This is a genomic window from Thaumasiovibrio subtropicus, assembly GCF_019703835.1.
Classification (GTDB): Bacteria; Pseudomonadota; Gammaproteobacteria; order Enterobacterales; family Vibrionaceae; genus Thaumasiovibrio; species Thaumasiovibrio subtropicus.
The window spans coordinates 2,554,711-2,568,091 of record NZ_AP023054.1; the positions used below are offsets into that span (position 1 = coordinate 2,554,711).

Annotated in this window: 10 protein-coding genes; 5 read left to right on the forward strand and 5 right to left on the reverse strand. The window is 46.6% G+C overall.

Going from position 1 to position 13,381, the window contains the following annotated elements; genetic code table 11:
• Positions 1 to 214: 214 nt before the first annotated feature.
• Positions 215 to 499, reverse strand: a complete 285-nt coding sequence (locus TSUB_RS11260) for a hypothetical protein (protein WP_087016135.1) — start codon at positions 497 to 499, stop codon at positions 215 to 217.
• 809 nt (positions 500 to 1,308) lie between these two features.
• On the opposite strand from TSUB_RS11260, the gene TSUB_RS11265 reads away from it, so the two are divergent.
• The 5 genes from TSUB_RS11265 (at position 1,309) to TSUB_RS11285 (ending at position 5,962) form a co-directional block, all read left to right on the forward strand.
• Complete coding sequence (locus TSUB_RS11265) at positions 1,309 to 1,941, forward strand: energy transducer TonB (RefSeq protein WP_087016133.1); 633 nt, start codon at positions 1,309 to 1,311, stop codon at positions 1,939 to 1,941.
• 224 nt (positions 1,942 to 2,165) lie between these two features.
• A complete protein-coding gene (locus tag TSUB_RS11270; protein WP_087016131.1) occupies positions 2,166 to 2,648 on the forward strand; it encodes a copper resistance protein NlpE in 483 nt (160 codons plus the stop codon).
• Between the two features lie 218 nt (positions 2,649 to 2,866).
• Positions 2,867 to 4,108, forward strand: a complete 1,242-nt coding sequence (locus TSUB_RS11275) for a phosphatidylserine decarboxylase (protein WP_202819716.1) — start codon at positions 2,867 to 2,869, stop codon at positions 4,106 to 4,108.
• A 388-nt stretch (positions 4,109 to 4,496) separates the two neighbouring features.
• On the forward strand, positions 4,497 to 4,892 hold the full coding sequence (locus TSUB_RS11280) for a DUF2799 domain-containing protein (RefSeq protein ID WP_087016129.1): 396 nt from the start codon (positions 4,497 to 4,499) through the stop codon (positions 4,890 to 4,892).
• A 188-nt stretch (positions 4,893 to 5,080) separates the two neighbouring features.
• On the forward strand, positions 5,081 to 5,962 hold the full coding sequence (locus tag TSUB_RS11285; RefSeq protein WP_159064740.1) for a LysR family transcriptional regulator: 882 nt from the start codon (positions 5,081 to 5,083) through the stop codon (positions 5,960 to 5,962).
• Positions 5,963 to 6,027: 65 nt separating this feature from the next.
• On the opposite strand, the gene TSUB_RS11290 is transcribed toward TSUB_RS11285, so the two are convergent.
• From TSUB_RS11290 to TSUB_RS11305, 4 genes are all read right to left on the reverse strand, one after another.
• Positions 6,028 to 7,920: an amidohydrolase gene (locus TSUB_RS11290; RefSeq protein ID WP_087016125.1), complete on the reverse strand. Its 1,893-nt coding sequence runs from the start codon at positions 7,918 to 7,920 to the stop codon at positions 6,028 to 6,030.
• 155 nt (positions 7,921 to 8,075) lie between these two features.
• Entirely contained in the window at positions 8,076 to 9,170 is a 1,095-nt protein-coding gene (locus tag TSUB_RS11295) for a BamA/TamA family outer membrane protein (protein ID WP_159064739.1), read from the reverse strand.
• Positions 9,171 to 9,286: 116 nt separating this feature from the next.
• Positions 9,287 to 10,048, reverse strand: a complete 762-nt coding sequence (locus tag TSUB_RS11300; protein ID WP_087016121.1) for a hypothetical protein — start codon at positions 10,046 to 10,048, stop codon at positions 9,287 to 9,289.
• A gap of 217 nt (positions 10,049 to 10,265) precedes the next feature.
• A complete protein-coding gene (locus tag TSUB_RS11305) occupies positions 10,266 to 13,379 on the reverse strand; it encodes an efflux RND transporter permease subunit (RefSeq protein WP_087016119.1) in 3,114 nt (1,037 codons plus the stop codon).
• Positions 13,380 to 13,381: the final 2 nt, after the last annotated feature.

Below are 13,381 nucleotides of genomic sequence, written 5' to 3' on the forward strand. Positions count from 1 at the left end.
ACAGGATTCAGAAGCGACCTAGCACTTCTAATAGGGGGGAGGGGGGAGTAAGGAGAAGATTTCAGGGATAAACTTTCGCACTATTTGAAATATTGTTCCCATACAGGAATAACAGGACTCAAATAATACTTCGCTTCGAAGGCTTAAGCATGAAAACCTGTCGAATCAAATGTTATATTATAACAATACCGCCCATGCTTAAATTGTTGCGAGATTAAAACCCTGCTAATAGCATTGGCAATACGCGCTCTATGGGAAATGTCTTGTGCCTATCATGTTTATCTGAAAGGTGATTAACTGCCAAGGTATAGTAACTCGTGAAGAGTAATTGATTTTCATTGTCTAAGCGGTTTAGAAATTCAAAAACCTCTTCACGCTGAATCAATAGCAATGCGTCGATATCGCAATCTAGCATCGTAAACTCATCACGCTCTGTAACATGCTTAAACGCCAAAGATTTGACCAATAACGGACTGAGTTGGCTTTGTTGATTTTCCAAGCGTTTTCTCCTCGTTCTATTGCCACGTATTCAACGTGTCATGGGTGACTTGAACAATTAAACAACACCTAACCTAGAAAGAAACTGAACACGACAAGGAGTTAATGACTTTATTTTATACATGTTGGCCACTACACGGACTCGCCATTCAATACAATGAACTTATTCTATTCCTGCTGACTCTCCAGCTCCTATTGGAGCATGTGGTCATTTATTTTTATGGATTCAGTGTAGTTAAGATACCGAGCCCGTTAATAGACTAAATAAATATTTGGAAGTGATCACGAAAAATTATTTTTGCGTTACATCAATTTTTCAAAAGTCCCAAGCAAAACCCGTAATGTCTTACAAACGACCGGATATAAGCAATAATTTAGACAGTCAGTGACCATTCGCCTTCCTCGTCATAGAGCCAAGCCACCTCGAAATGTGTATTCAACAGGGGTTTCTAAGCGTGTCAGCAAGGCACGGCTTTGAAGGTCTATAGGGACACATCAAAAAGGAGCAGAAACGATGATGATCAAGGTTCAAATCAGACTCTTTCATTCAATTGCAGGGCCCTAAGATAGGCAAACATAGCCTGCGATGTTGAAGCTTGGATGACACTCCCTCCCAAACTAAGTGACGTAAGACAGATTTCAGTACTACAAACCTTTGACATCACTTCCCAAAACGTGACCAAGTCTACACTCGTTTCATTAAAATACGGCGATTTCGTCGGCAGAGTTCACATTTCTATCTGCTACAACCCTTTCAGAAATGGGCATAATAGGCGTTGATTTTTTGACGCTTTAGAGTAGGAAGGTGAAATGAAGCGCTTGGTATTTTTTTTTAGTCTATTTCCACTTTTGGTTTCGGCAAACACCTTGGTCATTACCACCCCGTCGGGTGAGTTCGTAAAAGCCATTCCCCTCGAAAGCGGATTCACTTATCAAGTGCTCAGTGACAGTGATGCGGCGAAATTACAAAAAGCACATCGCCTAGAGCAACTTGAAAACACCCTAAAAGAGGAAATGGTCGTCGCCCCAAATGTCGATACTAGCCCTTTCCCTTCTTCCGATCGCGTTAAGCCCGCTCAAACGAATCGACTTCCTCTCGCTAATATACGCGAAGAAGTAAAAACAGTGATTGAAGATGAGCCAATGACACCGCCTGATGTCATTGAGCAAACCGACGAATCTCGCCGACTACATCAAGAGTATCGCCGCCTTATTGAAAGGCAAATTAAGCAAGCGCTAAGAGCACACTGTGTGGTTTCACTGCAGCTTTCTTCTATTGGACGCGTTCAAGCAGCCAGCATTACAGAGGGTGACAAACGTCAATGTCAGCCTATCATCAATGCCATACACCGCGTTCCACACTTTCCGATGCCAACCGATCCTCTCAGCTTGCCTGCAGCACGCTTTTCGTCACTGGCCTTTTCCCCTAAACATGGCTGGTAACGCAAACTCAGGCAGATTCGTCTGCCTGCCCCCTTTTCTCCCGCTCTCACTTTGTGAACTTAGTTCAATCACCCTTTTACTCACCGTATCCTGACATCGCGTTGACGCGAAATTTTCATTCTGTCCCTACTATTTGCGCCAACAACAGAAAGTACGCATCAAACTCTCTTCATTCCGATGCGACTCGTCATCGTTACTTTGCGTTTTCAACAAAGGACTAAATAATGAAAAAGTCAGTATTACTCCTGCTACTCGCTAGCCTCATCATGGCAGGTTGCAACGAGCAAAAAGCAACTGAAACAGAACCAACCGCGCAACCTGCGCAACTTCCTGAGATCCCTTCCGATATTGCTCACCCAGAGCCAGTCAGTGAAGCAGAAAGCTCAGCCTCAGCTCACAGCGCAAAGCATGCACTCGATTGGCACGGCACCTACACGGGCACCATTCCTTGTCAAGATTGCGAGGGCATCGCCACCACCTTAATTGTCACCGCAAGCGGCGACTATCAGCTCTCACAAATCTATCTTGGCGATCAACAGAATCGTATATACAGTGACGACGGGCAGATTACTTGGAATGACAAAGGCAACACCATCACAGTCGGCACTCAACAGTACTTTGTTGCCGAAAATCGTCTCATTCAACTCGATCAACAAGGTCAACGCATCAACGGTGATCTTGCCGATTTTTATCAACTCCAAAAGTAACCACAGTAGAGCTAAGTGTGGTGCCAAAGGCCATTCATCTCCTAATGGCCTTTCTTCAATTATCCGTTTTCACACGCGAATCACATACCACTATTCATGTCGCCAAAGAACAGCTTTATAGACACCCGCGCATAAATAACTCGCCTAAACTGCAATAATCGCGATCTGGCTTCACGCGAACGATGAAACAAACATTGTTTTATGAGACGGAGATTGACATGAACTCAGACAACCTCATCAGTAAGCTAGAAATGTACTGTGAAGAGAATCGCTCAGTACGAGAGGACCTTGAAAGCTCACTGACGTATGCCAAATCCAATGCAGAACAGCATTTAAACAGCACACTGTTTTCAGCCCTCAAGTGGCCGGCAAACCTCTACGAATATACGCTCTACTTAACCGAATACGCTCGCTGGGCACCAGACCAAACGGATAACCCCGCCTGGACAGATCCGGAGACAGGGACACAACAAGAAGTGTACGATCGCTTGTGCCACTTCTATTGGTTAATCAATCAAAAACTCGATAGCAGTGGCCGAACCATGCAATCCAATCCGGATTTCAGTCAATGGATGGTGGAATATGCGCGATGCTGGGGAGAGTTCCTCAATACCGAAGCGTCATTCAGTCAAGAGCAACTCGACAACTTCCGAAACAACTCACCGCTTTATCAAGTTGAAAATTCGATGATCGAAGTGGATGGCGAGCTACGACCAAACAACCCCAGTGGCTGGAAAACCTTCAATCAGTTTTTTGCCCGCCGCCTCAATCCCGGCCTGCGCCCGATAACCAGCCCAACAACCAATACCGTCATTACCTGTCCCGCAGACTGCACTTATCGAGCACAGTACAAGATTGGCCCGCAATCCGAAGTCTTCAGCAGTGAGCAAAACAACACGGATATCACCCTAAAGAAAACACACTCTTTCGGGAATATCACCGACCTTTTGGCAGGCAGCCCTTATGCGGATATGTTCGCCAATGGCACCTTTGTTCACTACTTTTTAGCGCCCTATTCTTATCACCACTTCCATTGCCCGGTAGCTGGCGAGTTAAAGGAGTGTCGCGCGGTTCACGGCAAAGTGTATATGAACGTGGTCATTGACCAAGACAAACACTCTGCAACACAAGGGCAGTTTGACGCTCCCGACAACTCGACTGACGGCTACGAATTCGCTCAGGCGCGCGGTATTGTCGTCATCGACACGTCGACCTCGCCTTATGGAGACATTGGTTTAGTGGCAGTTGTGCCAGTCGGAATGGCTCAAGTCTCTTCTGTTCAGATGGTTGCAGTTCCCGGCACCCAAATGCAAAAAGGCGAAGAGTTCGGCTACTTCATGTTTGGTGGTTCAGATATCATCGTCCTTTACCAAGAAGGGGCGCAACCTGATATCTACACGGGCGATCAGTATCGCCATGTCGGAACACAAATAGCGCAAGCAACCAAGCTGGCTAAATAACGTCTATTTATGTGCAAAGTAATGTAAATTTACGTTCGTCGAAACGCCTCAACAAAGATTTTCATTCTCTTTGTTGAGGCCATATTTAAGTCGAAACACAATCGAAAACAGAGTAGATATTCAATAAAACCTTCATGTTTAATTGTTAAATCTACCCAAAATGATAGGAAAAGCCGTCATTTAAAACGTATTTAAACATTTCAAAGAGATGTTACCCTCAGATCTTCATGGCACCAAAGAAACGGTTCAATGATTCAAATAAACACTCCAACGACAATTAAAAAACATAGACAGATTTACCTTTCCCTTCACTTTTCATTCAGCTTTATTCGTTATACTTTAAGTTCAAGCAACCTCAAAGTGATATGAACCTAAGAAAGGAAGCGATATGAACATGTCTAAGCTTTTCATACTTACAGGCTCAATTTTAGCCATCTCGGCTTGCTCTTCACACCTCGCCATTGAAGAAAGTGATGATTGGCAAGCGACTGGGCACGCATGGGCAATGCAAGGTCGTCCAGTACTGGATGCAGCGAGTATCAGCAACAGTGAGGATTATAACGCGTATCTAATCGGTTATCGTCAAGGGCAAGCCGAATACTGTCAACAAGACGCTTATTACTTGGCTTTTTCAGGCGCAACATACCAAGGTATTTGCGACCACATTAACCCTGAATTTGCCAAAGTTTTCCACCACGGTTTTGTAGACTATGAAATAGAAAAGTTTAACGCCTTTTATGACCGTCATATCGACGACTATCAAATTGATTTCAATACCCACTAAACGAAAAGACTAGCCTATTTTAAATATGGGCCAGTCTAACATTATCAAATATCGCTAAGGGCTTATTGTTTCAGGTATCATTCATCTTTTACGCAAAGGGGGTGTTAACGCACCGTAGCGAAATATAACACTGCATCTTGAGGTGGTTTAAGTATATAATTAAACAAAATCAAGTTGTGGACTTTCGCGTGCTAAATTCTTTTCAATTCGAACACATAAACTACTTCGTCACCGTGGTTGAGCTCCAATCCATTACCAAAGCAGCCAAAAAACTTGGCCGTGATAGAAGCACGATCAGTGTCGCTATTTCGAATTTAGAAGCTGATTTAAACATCACGCTCTTCGAAAGACATGGCCGCACGATTGGATTGACCGATGCTGGCGAAAGCCTCTACCGTCAAGCGCGAAGCTTAGTCCGTCACTACAATAATTTTTATCATTACAGTCTCTCTATACAAGCGGATATAGAAAGTGAGCTGAATCTCTACTGTGACGCCTTTATCTCAACGAACGAAATGTGCAAAATCGACGCTGTTGTCGCAGACCGTTTCCCTCATACGCAACTCAACTGGCATTCGCTTCAAGGTGACCAGCACCACCAGCACTTTCAACGCGATCCTTCTGGACTAGGTTTACGACTCTTTCTCAATCTTGATGCACCAGAAAGCATGCAATTTAAACACCTTACTGAGAAAAAACTGGTTGCCGTCGTCGGCAAAGCACAAGCAGAGAAGAGTGGTTTAAAAGAAGCAGAGAAGTTTGATGATTTTCGAACCCGCGCACTCATTGCTATCCCTGAGCTAGAAAATGCTATTCGTTTGGATCGCATCGAGCGGGTACAACGCGTTACCTCCATTGAGCAAGCCATTGCGTTAATTCAACAAAAACCTTGTTGGGCATTACTACCGTTACCAGCGGTCTCAGCATTCTTAGCTTCAGGACAACTCATTCAAGTTCACCTTGATGCGATTCCTGATTTTGCACTGAAACGTGTACTGAGCTGGCAAAATAGTGTCGATATGGGACAAGTGAAACGTTGGTTAATCGATAACCTCTCAGACCTTATATAAGCTTTGTCAGCCGACATAAAAAAGGCCTCATAGTACGATGAGGCCTTCTTGGCAGTCACAGTTCGTTACAACGCAAGCGTGCTAAACGCGCGTTGGATCTCGGTAGAAAATTGACAAGAGTCAACACCACGTCCCAGCGCCACATCCATTCGGTTGAGCAGTTGCGCGATCATGAAGTTTTCATCATCCATGGCAATGCCAGCCGAACGACCTGATTCCGAGACAAAGGTATGGCCTTTATACACAGTCGCTTTTACACCAATATCCTTGATATTTTCAGGTTTCACGGTATAAGGACTTGCCTCAAGCACAGCAAAGTTTGCCAGCTTACCCACTTCAATACTGCCCACTTCATTATCTAAACGCGCAGTATAAGCGGAGTCAAGCGTCACTGCACGTAGCGCTTCTTGTGCGGTAATTCGCTCTTGTGGCCCCAATACTTTGCCAGAAAGTCCGGTACGGTTCACACTCGCCCACATCATCATCAACGGACTCGCCGGTGCCATTGGCGCATCTGAATGCAAGGATAGACGACCGCCCGCATCAAGGAACGAACGACCACGAGACATTTCTGAGGCGCGTTCAGGACCGATACCAAACTGGCTATAGTTCTCACCAAGAACATGGGTATAGAACGGATTAACACTAAAGCTTGCGCCCGCTTCTACCGCGCGTGGAATATCGTCTTTATCCGTGAACCCTAAATGGTGGAAGTCTGTACGGTGGTCATCGCGCGGATGCGCTTTGTTAAGCTTTTCAAGAATACCTACCGCAGTATCAAAGCCTAAGTCACCATTGGCATGGATGACCGCAGTATAACCTTCTTGCCAATAAGCACCCCAAATACTTTCTAATTGGTCAGGGTACATCATCCACTCGCCGTCATGACCGTCGGTATAACCGTCTTTCATTTGCATGAGCTGAGAATACATTGCACCATCAGCAAAAAGCTTGACGTGGTTTGGCATCCACTTCACCTGTTCGCCCTGTGTGCTCGGGTTAGTCACTTGTGCCTTATGCATTGCGAGTATTTTGTCGTTATCACCGCCAGCAAAAGCATTAAGCATGAAAGCTGATGGCATCATCCAATAGTCCATACCGAAATCACCGCTCTCAAAGATGCTCACCATCAATTTGATTGTGTCATCGTCCACGGAGATCCCCGGGTCAATAGCAGTGGTAACCCCTGCAGATTGCATGTACTGCTTGGTGCGCTCAAAGCCTTTATGAATCAAACCTTGCTGAGCCATCGTACCAATCACGGTTGGTAAGATTATCGGCCCACCTTGCTCAAACGCATGCCCAGCTTCCCAGTCCAAATGGTTATAGCCATAAGCCTCACCTTGCCAGTCCGCTTCGGTCCAGCCAAACATCGCCAGCGCTTGATCATTAAAGAACATTTCATGGAATGAACGATGCCAAACCACAATAGGACGATCGCTTGAAATCTCGTTTAAGAGTGATTTATTGATGTTTCCACCGTGGAAATATTGATGATATCCCCAAATCCACAATGGCTCACCTTCTGCAAGCTCCGCGTCTAACTCTTTGATACGGGCAATAAACGCGTCTTCGCTTTGCACCCCTTTCACATCTCCCCAAGGTAGCGTCCAATCTGCAGGGGTAATAAACTCCAACGGGGTCAGAATACCCAATAACCAAGCATGAAGATGCGGTTCAACAAATCCAGGGGTTAACACTTGCTCTTCAAAATCCGTGTTTAGCGTAAAGCCTTCCGTTTCACCATACTGCTTCAACAACGCATCGGTTTCACCAACGGCAATGATCTCGCCTTCATGCACCGCAACAGCTTGTGCAGTAGGCTGGTCATTGTTCATCGTGATGATCTCTTGCGCGGTAAACAAAGTCACATCGCTCAATTCAGTCGCAACCGCGGTATGGGTTGCTATCGCGATTGACACGCCCAGGGCAGCTTTTTTAAACGTCTTATTCAACATCTCAATACACCTTAAACAACAGTTATACTATATTGTAAGAGAGAAAATAAGAACGAAAAAAACTCTAAGAACCCTTATTCGTTGTAAAAAAACAACGAATAAAAGACCAACTTTGTGATCGAAAGGTGTTTACTGATACAGATTCGCCGTCTGCATTAAAAGGCTTCTTGAATACCCACATAAAAGCCATCGTTGCCATCATTGCCAATCGCGATATCGAAGCGGAAATGAACGCGTGCCTGAGGCTGAATGGCATAACGCACACCCGCACCCGCAGAGTAGTAGAGATTATCGTTATCAAACTGACGTGCGGTTTCACCTCGCAACGCCCCTAACCCACCAAAACCAACCAGCTTCCATTTGTCAGAAATGTGGTAACGGTACTCTGCTTGGGCAGCATACAAAGCTTCACCCATGTACTCACCTGCATTAAAGCCACGCAGCACATTATTACGGCCTAAAAATGACTGCCCGGAGACTGGCGTGCCTTTCTCGACAACATTAGCAACTGACTGAAGTGCAATGACATCATTCTGGTTCACGGTCATATAATGGCGCGCATCGACACGCAGCTGTTTTGCATTATATTCACTACCAAGGGCTTTGATGCTCATTGAAGGGCTTAACTCAATCATAGAGCCTTGCATTGGATAGAAGTTGTTATCACGTGTGTCGTAACTGACAGCAAGGAAAAGTCCAGCGGTGTTGGTACTACTCATGTTACGGGCATCGACAAAGTCGTCGCCAGCGGCATTGAGACCCTTCGCGATGTTGCGCCCCCAGTAGCCGCCGCCACCGAACCAGAAATTATGCCCGATGTCGAACATCAGACGTTGACCGATAACGATGTTGTCCGAGTTATATTTCACCTCTTCATTGGGATCACAGTCATTCGCATCATTTGGGCAGCTTTGCTTAAAGCTGTTGTTAACGTGCCAATTCCCAACAAAAGAAATACTACGAATAGTATCGCTTTTTAATGAGGCATTATTCATTACCCAGAGGTTGTAACTGTCATTCGTCGTGTATTGCCCGCCCATCATCAACTGAGAGGGACGACTTTGTTCATCGGTTTGATAAAGGTAAGAGGCATTGAAGCCTAACCCGGTCCCCATCGAGGGGCTTGAGGACACCATCGGCGCCAATGCAAATGTCTTATCTTCCTTGATAGTGTCGTCGGTTTCCTTACCTTCAGCCATTCCCGCACTCAGAAAAACCCCAGCGAGAAAGAGATAAATTAATTTGTACATAATTAAATCCAACGACGAAAAATCCCCGACCATACGCGGCCGGGGATTGGGTCACAATCACTTGTTTTTTGAATCACTGATTCATTCAAGTAATAGCGTTGTGTATTGATATCTGCTTAGAAGAACCACTTCACGCCGATTTCAGCTTTTAGCTCGTAATCACCTTCAAGCTTCTCGCCGCCTAGGGTCATGTCTTGATTACCGTAGGCAAGCTTAGTCATTAACCACTGCGAGCGATTTGACTTAATTGGCGCGTTAAACATCACGTTGTAAGTCGTTGACTCAGCTTTAATGTTGTCGCCAGAGACATTCATGTATTCAGGCCACGCTTGAACAAATGCACCACCGTCACCCAGAGGGATAGTCGCGAATAGGTTCAGCATGAAACCGTCAACTGACTCACCCATGATCTCACCAAAGGTGTAGTTCGCGTTAGGGAATACCATCGCACCACCAGTAAAGGCTGGATTGATCAAACCAATAGCACCCACAGAACCTAACATGGCATCTTCTGCGCCTTTCACATTGAAGTGAATCGCGTCAAGCATGAAGCCTGCACGTGGCATGTAAGCATTGTTGGTGGTGTGTACTTGGAAGTACTGAGCGCGGCCATTTTTGTAGTTAATGCCGAAGTTATCGCCATCTTTGCCCGACGCATCGCCAAAGTTACCTTCAACAAAGCCAGCAAACTGGATATTTTCGCTCCATGCACCCGTGAACATAGAAGACATGCGCACGTCAGCATCAGAAGTGACGAAGAAAGCGGCTTGAGTATAAACGCGAGTTAAGTCAGACGGATCGATCATCTCGTCTTCCGCGATAACAGGAGCAGCAGACAGCGCTGCGAGAATAGAAGCCGATAGAAGTAGTTTTTTCATTTTGGGGTACCAATACAACATAAACAACATTGCGCGCTAAAGAGAGTAAAATGGACAGCAGCTCAAATAGCGCGCTCAAGGATTAAGGCTATGTTCAGCTTTCCAAGCTGAACCTTAGCTGAACAACGTATTTATTAGGTAAATAATTAAATTAAAAGCGGCTGGTTTGAGAATAAACCAGCAACTTTGTGCTATTTAATTAAATAATTATTAAAAGCTATTTCCCTTTCACTTTTTCACGTAGACGTTGGAACACAGCATAGAAGCCCGGCGTCATCATTGAACCGACACACAATACCGCGAGCATGCCGCCGAGTAGCGCAAGACCTGTGGTATTTTGCGATACCGCCCCCGCACCTTCAGCAAACACCAATGGCAAGATACCGAGGATAAACGACCAAGACGTCATGTTCACCGCACGGAAACGCATCTTTCCGCCCTGAATAGCCGCGTCATCAATGCTGAGTCCTTCATCTTCACGCTTAATCTTCGAAAACTCCACCATCAAGATGGCATTCTTCGCTGCCAACGCAACCAGCAAGATCAAACCAATCTGCCCGTAGATTGACAACGCTTGACCACCCGCCAATAGCGCAGCAAAGGTACCAACCGCAGCAATTGGCGCAACAATGATGATTGCCGCAGGCAGTGCCCAAGATTCATACTGAGCAACCAAGAAGAGGTAAATGAAGACGAGCGCTAATGCCATCGCAATTTGTGCCGCGTTACCCGCCAACTTCTCTTGGTAAGCCATGTTAGTCCACTCGAAGGTGTAACCATCAGTCAGCACTTCATTAGCAACGCGCTCTAAAGCTTCAATGGCTTGGCCAGATGAGTAGCCCGGCGCAGGGTTCATCTGTAGGCGCGCCGCCGTTAGCATGTTGTAGCTGGTGACCATATCGGGCTCTAGCGTCGGCTCAATCGTCGCGACAGCAGACAATGGCACTTGTGCACCAGTTGCGGAAGGCACATGAATACGCAACACATCTTCGAGATCATCACGCTGCTCACCTTTCGCCTGCACAAAGACACGATAGCTACGGCCATTCATAGCAAAGTCATTCACGTATGCAGAAGCCAGGTGGGTTGCCATTGCGTCATTAATCACACCGACTGCAACCCCCATTTGGCGCGCTTTTTCACGGTCAATAATGACATTGAAGTGAGGCACGTTGGCGCGGTAGGTCGTCATCGCATTGGTGATCTCAGGCGCTTGGTTTGCCGCGGCCATCAGGGTATACGTCATGGTCGCTAGCTCTTGCGCACTACGACCCGCGGTATCCTGAATCATCACTTCAAGTGCATCACCAATACCGATACCCGGAATAGGTGGTAGACCCATTGCAATACTCATCGCCTTATCAATACTGTAAAGCTGCATGTTAAGACGTTGCGCGACAGCTTGTTGAGTATGGTCACCGTCCATTGCAAGACGCTCATCCCAGCTCTTCAAGTTAACGAAAAGCGCTGCTGCGTTTGAAGATACACCACCCGACAATGCGTTAAATCCAACCGCGGCCGCAAAGTCTTCAATCGCTGGGTCGTTGGCTAGAATCGCTTCTGCTTGTGTCACAATCTCTTGCGTACGTGCTTTAGATGCGTTGTCTGGCAGGAACATGGCGACAGCAAGTACCCCCTTGTCTTCAGACGGGACGAAAGCGGTGGGTACTTTGTCATTCATCGCAACCATGGCACCAATTGCCACAACAAACGAGACAAACAAAACAATCGATTTACGGACAAACACAGTGACGACTTTGCCGTAACCTTCAGTGATCTTGTCGAAGACTCGGTTGAAGGCGATAAACCAGCCAGCAGGCTTATCAACACGCTTCATGACCATGGCACACAGTGCCGGAGATAGGGTCAATGCGTTAACCGCTGACAGGACCAGTGCAATACAAATGGTGATCGAGAACTGCGCGAACATCAGGCCAGTAATACCCGGGAGCATCGCCACCGGAATGAATACCGCCAGCATAACCAAGGTCGATGCAACAATTGGCCCCGTCACCTCTAACATGGCTTGCACTGTCGCTTCTTTGGCGTCCATTTCCGCATTTTCATGCAGAATACGCTCGACGTTCTCTACCACCAAGATGGCATTATCGACCACGATACCGATAGCGAGGATCAAACCAAACAGCGTTACCGTATTGATGGTAAAACCGCCCAGTTGCATAAATGCAAAAGTACCAATCAAAGAGACAGGAATCGCCACAATTGGGGCGAGTGTGGTGCGGATGTTGCCGAGGAACAGATAGGTTACCGCAATAACCAGCAGTACGGCGATCATCAAGGTTTTTGCAATCTCAGTGATCGATACTTCAACCGCCACGGTCGTATCATACGGAATGGCGTAAACCACACCCTCTGGCAATAGCGCTTCAATCTCTTCCAAAATGGCGACGGTTGCTGCACCCGCTTCTAGCGCATTCGCACCCGGTGCCAGTGATGTCGTGACGAGCGCAGCAGGTTGACCATTGTAAGTCGCGTAAGCATCGAAGAACTGACGTTCAACTTCCACTTTCGCCACGTCACCAAGATAGATTTGACTACCATCTGGGTTGGTTTTAACGATAATCTGCTGGAACTCTTCCGCCGAGCTGAGTCGCCCTTGCGTAATTAAGTTGTATTGCATCGCCGCGTTTTCACGGCTTGGACCTTGGCCAATACGCCCAGCAGGTACTACCGCATTCTGCTCACGAATCGCGTTTTTGATATCGATAGTGCTTACCCCTAAGCTCGCCATGCGATCGATATCGGTCCACACACGCATACCATAGGTTGCACCCACCAAGTCAGCCGTTGCTAACCCAGGGACACGCGCCAAACGCTCCATGAAGTTCGCTTCGACCCAGCTATTCAGCTCAAGCTCATCCATCGCACCTTCAGGCGAATAGAAAGAGATCGCCATTAGGTCATCGGGAGACGCCTTACGAATACGCACACCACGGGCACGCACTTCAAATGGCAATAAGTTTTCCGCCGTCGCAACACGGTTGGAGACGTTAACCATCGCCATATCGGAGTCGATGCCGTTTTCAAACGTGATGTTTAAGAAGTAACGTCCATCGTTAGAAGAACGAGACTGCATGTAGACCATGCCTTCTACGCCGTTCACTTCCGATTCAATTGGGTTACCAATCACCTCTTTCACCGTTTCTGCACTCGCACCCGGCATAAAAGCAACAACACGCACCTGCGGTGGAGTGATACTCGGGTATTCCGAGATCGGCATGGTTTTAATCGCAATCAGACCAATTAGCGTCAGGAAAATCGAGATAACGAACGCAAACTTAGGTCTGTTAATAAAGAATTTACTTAACATGA

Excerpts from the sequence above, each read along its gene's own strand:
- TSUB_RS11265 (WP_087016133.1), top strand. The coding sequence starts at position 1,309 with ATGAAGCGCTTGGTATTTTTTTTTAGTCTATTTCCACTTTTGGTTTCG.
- TSUB_RS11270 (WP_087016131.1), top strand. The coding sequence starts at position 2,166 with ATGAAAAAGTCAGTATTACTCCTGCTACTCGCTAGCCTCATCATGGCA.
- TSUB_RS11275 (WP_202819716.1), top strand. The coding sequence starts at position 2,867 with ATGAACTCAGACAACCTCATCAGTAAGCTAGAAATGTACTGTGAAGAG.
- TSUB_RS11280 (WP_087016129.1), top strand. The coding sequence starts at position 4,497 with ATGAACATGTCTAAGCTTTTCATACTTACAGGCTCAATTTTAGCCATC.
- TSUB_RS11290 (WP_087016125.1), bottom strand. The coding sequence starts at position 7,920 with ATGTTGAATAAGACGTTTAAAAAAGCTGCCCTGGGCGTGTCAATCGCG.
- TSUB_RS11295 (WP_159064739.1), bottom strand. The coding sequence starts at position 9,170 with ATGTACAAATTAATTTATCTCTTTCTCGCTGGGGTTTTTCTGAGTGCG.
- TSUB_RS11300 (WP_087016121.1), bottom strand. The coding sequence starts at position 10,048 with ATGAAAAAACTACTTCTATCGGCTTCTATTCTCGCAGCGCTGTCTGCT.
- TSUB_RS11305 (WP_087016119.1), bottom strand. The coding sequence starts at position 13,379 with ATGTTAAGTAAATTCTTTATTAACAGACCTAAGTTTGCGTTCGTTATC.